The organism is Alcanivorax sp. HI0083 (genome assembly GCF_001635175.1).
Genome location: NZ_LWFX01001239.1, coordinates 1 through 3,868, shown reverse-complemented (window position 1 = coordinate 3,868; position 3,868 = coordinate 1). Strand labels below are relative to the sequence as shown.

3 protein-coding genes are annotated in these 3,868 nt (G+C 59.5%); all 3 read left to right on the top strand.

The annotated features are described in order from the left end of the window. On the top strand, positions 1-1,726 hold a 1,726-nt coding region (gene ftsH / locus A3754_RS18020; RefSeq protein ID WP_063520804.1), incomplete at its 5' end, for an ATP-dependent zinc metalloprotease FtsH. Between the two features lie 6 nt (positions 1,727-1,732). After that, the gene (gene folP, locus A3754_RS18015; protein WP_063520803.1) at positions 1,733-2,584 is read left to right on the top strand and encodes a dihydropteroate synthase; all 852 of its coding nucleotides are present in this window, start codon (positions 1,733-1,735) and stop codon (positions 2,582-2,584) included. Next, the coding region (gene glmM / locus A3754_RS18010) for a phosphoglucosamine mutase (RefSeq protein ID WP_063520802.1) at positions 2,581-3,868 on the top strand (1,288 nt) is incomplete at its 3' end. The genes folP and glmM, both read left to right, overlap by 4 nt.

The following is a 3,868-nucleotide window of genomic DNA, read 5'->3' as shown; positions in this document are numbered from 1 at the left end:
CCAGTTCCGCACGGTGAAACCGCCGACGCTGGACACCAATCTGATGCCCACGCTGATCCAGAATGATGTAAACGTGGTGGGCCTGGAGCCCCAGCGTCAGGGCTTTCTGACCCAGCTGTTCCTGTCCGTACTGCCCATTCTGCTGATTCTGGCCATCTTTATCTTCTTTATGCGCCAGATGCAGGGCGGCGGCCGTGGCGGCGGCGGGCCGATGACATTCGGCAAGTCCAAGGCCAAGTTACTGGGCGAAGACCAGATCAAGACCACCTTTGCCGATGTGGCGGGCGTGGAAGAAGCCAAGGAAGAAGTGCAGGAACTGGTGGAGTTTCTGCGTGATCCGGCTAAATTCCAGCGCCTGGGCGGCAAGATTCCCCGCGGTGTGCTGATGGTGGGCTCGCCGGGTACCGGTAAGACCCTGCTGGCCAAGGCCATTGCAGGCGAGGCCAAGGTGCCGTTCTTCAGCATTTCCGGTTCGGACTTTGTGGAAATGTTTGTGGGTGTCGGCGCCAGCCGTGTCCGTGACATGTTTGAGCAGGCCAAAAAGCATTCCCCTTGCATCATCTTCATCGACGAAATCGATGCGGTGGGCCGCTCCCGTGGGGCCGGCGTCGGTGGCGGTCACGATGAGCGTGAACAGACCCTGAACCAGCTGCTGGTGGAAATGGACGGTTTTGATGGCAACGAAGGCATTATCGTGATTGCCGCCACCAACCGCCCGGACGTGCTGGACCCGGCGTTGCTGCGCCCTGGCCGTTTTGATCGCCAGGTGACGGTGCCGCTGCCGGATATCCGTGGCCGTGAGCATGTGCTCAAGGTGCACATGCGTCAGGTGCCGATTTCGGATGATGTGGAGCCAGCGTTGATTGCGCGGGGTACGCCCGGGTTCTCCGGTGCGGACCTGGCCAATCTGGTCAACGAAGCTGCATTGTTCGCCGCTCGCGCCAACAAGCGAATGGTGTCCATGGAAGAGTTTGAGAAAGCCAAGGACAAGATCCTGATGGGCGCCGAGCGTCGCTCCATGGTGATGAACGAAAAAGAAAAGCTGAACACCGCCTTCCACGAAGCGGGCCACGCTATTGTGGGGCGTTTGGTGCCAGAGCATGATCCGGTTTACAAGGTGAGCATTATTCCCCGCGGTCGAGCGTTGGGTGTCACCATGTACTTGCCGGAAGAAGACAAGTACTCCCAGTCCAAGCGTGGTCTGGAATCCTCGATCTGCTCCCTGTTTGGTGGTCGTATCGCGGAAGAAATGACCCTGGGCTTTGACGGTGTAACCACCGGGGCGTCCAACGATATCGAACGTGCTACCAAGCTGGCCCGTGCCATGGTCACCAAGTGGGGTCTGAGCGAGAAAATGGGTCCGCTGGCTTATGAGGAAGAAGAGGGCGAAGTCTTCCTTGGCAAGCAGGTGGGGCAGCGCAAGCATATGTCCGAGCAGACTGCAGAAGAAATCGACCGTGAAGTGCGGGCCATCATCGATGGCTGTTACGGGCGCGCCAAGCAGATCCTGGAAGACAACCGCGACAAGCTGGACCTGATGGCGGATGCGTTGATGCAGTACGAAACCATTGATGCGGCGCAGATCGATGACATCATGGGCGGCCATAAGCCTCGCCCACCAAAAGACTGGCGTGATCAGGGTCCGGGTAACGGTGCCGCCGCCTCCGGCGATGGTGATCAGCCGTCCGGTGACGACCCCATTGGTGGGCCTGCCAACACGCACTGATTCATGATGCATCCAACAACGCTTAGCTGTGGGGCGCGGACACTAGACCTGTCCGCGCCTGTCGTTATGGGGATCCTCAATGTGACCCCCGACTCCTTTTCCGACGGTGGTCGTTACACCGAGCGTGATGCGGCGCTGCGCCAGGCGGAGCAGATGTTGCGTGACGGCGCCGCGATTCTCGATGTGGGTGGCGAGTCCACTCGTCCGGGGGCGGCGGCGGTGTCTGAACAGGAAGAGCTGGATCGGGTGGTTCCCATTGTCGAGGCGTTAAGCAATGAGCTCGATGCGTTGGTGTCCGTGGATACCAGTACGGCGGCGGTGATCCGTGACAGTGCAGAGGTCGGCGCCGGCCTCATCAATGACGTGCGTTCCTTGCGCCGCCCCGGTGCCATGCAGGCGGCGGCAGCCAGTCAGCTCCCGGTCTGCCTGATGCATATGCAGGGAGAGCCCGGCAGCATGCAGGATAACCCCCATTACGATGATGTGACCGCCGAGGTGATGGCGTTTCTGCGTGAGCGGATCGCGGCCTGCGAACGGGCAGGTATGACCCGCGAGCGTTTGTTGGTGGATCCGGGGTTCGGCTTCGCGAAAACCGTGTCGCATAATTTGCAGCTTATGCAGGAAATGACTGAGTTGCAGGCGTTGGCGTTGCCGGTCTTGATTGGTGTATCGCGTAAGTCCCTGTTCGGTAAAGTGCTTGGCCGTGATGTGAGTGAACGGTTGTCTGGCAGTCTGGCGGCGGCCGTTATGTGTGTGGAGCGCGGCGCGATGATCGTGCGTGCCCACGATGTCAAAGAAACCGTGGATGTGGTGCGTTTTGCCCATGCGGTCAGAGAATCACAAAAGGAGTTGTCATGACGCGCAAATATTTCGGCACTGATGGGGTGCGCGGCACGGTGGGGGAGTTTCCTATCACACCGGATTTTGTGCTCAAGTTGGGTTGGGCGGCAGGCAAGGTGCTGGCCGCACGGGGCGGCAGCAAGATTTTGATCGGCAAGGATACCCGTATTTCCGGCTACATGTTCGAATCGGCCCTGGAGGCAGGGATTTCCGCTGCCGGGGTGGATGTGCGCCTGCTGGGGCCGTTACCCACGCCGGGGATTGCCTATCTGACCCGTACCTTGTCGGCCCAGGCGGGCATCGTTATTTCCGCATCCCATAACCCCTATACGGATAACGGTATCAAGTTTTTCGGCGCAGATGGCCGCAAGCTCAATGACGAGATCGAACTGGAAATTGAGCGTCTGCTGGACGAAGAAATTTCCGTGGTGTCCACGGACCAGATCGGCAAGGTGCGCCGCATTGATGACGCCCGTGGCCGCTACATCGAGTTTTGCAAAAGCACTGTGCCGGGGCTGGATCTCAGCGGCATGAAAATTGTGGTTGATACGGCCAATGGTGCGGCCTACCACATCGCGCCGGATGTGTTTGAAGAGCTGGGCGCAACGGTGGTGCCAATGGCTAACCAGCCCGACGGTTTCAATATCAATCGCGATTGCGGCTCCACACACCCTGAGGCTCTGCAGCGCAGAGTGCTGGAAGAAAAGGCGGATCTGGGGGTGGCGCTGGATGGTGACGCAGACCGGCTGCTGATGGTGGATCATGCGGGCAATCTGGTGGATGGTGACCAGCTGCTGTTCGTGGTGGCTCGAGACCGCAAGGACAATGGTGCAAAAATGGCAGGCGTGGTTGGCACTCTCATGTCCAATTTCGGGCTGGAGCTGGCACTGAAGGCTGAAGGTATTGAATTTGTGCGTGCCAAGGTCGGTGATCGTTACGTCATGGAGCAGCTGGATAAGCGTGGCTGGAGTATTGGTGGCGAATCTTCCGGGCACCTGGTGTGCCTGGATTGCACTTCCACCGGTGATGGCACCGTGTCGGCCCTGCAGGTGCTGGCAGCCTTGTCCCGCCGGAGTGAAAGTTTGGCGGATGCCGTGGCTGATGTTGTCATGTTGCCCCAGCAGATGATCAATGTGCGTGGCCCCAACCGCGATGGTTTTATGGAGCATTCGGACGTGCAGGCGGCGATGGCCAGCGTCGAGGAGCGGTTGGCAGGCAATGGCCGTGTGCTTTTGTGGCCTTCCGGCACGGAGCCATTGGTGCGGGTGATGATAGAAGGTAAAGATGGCGATCAGGTGGCGA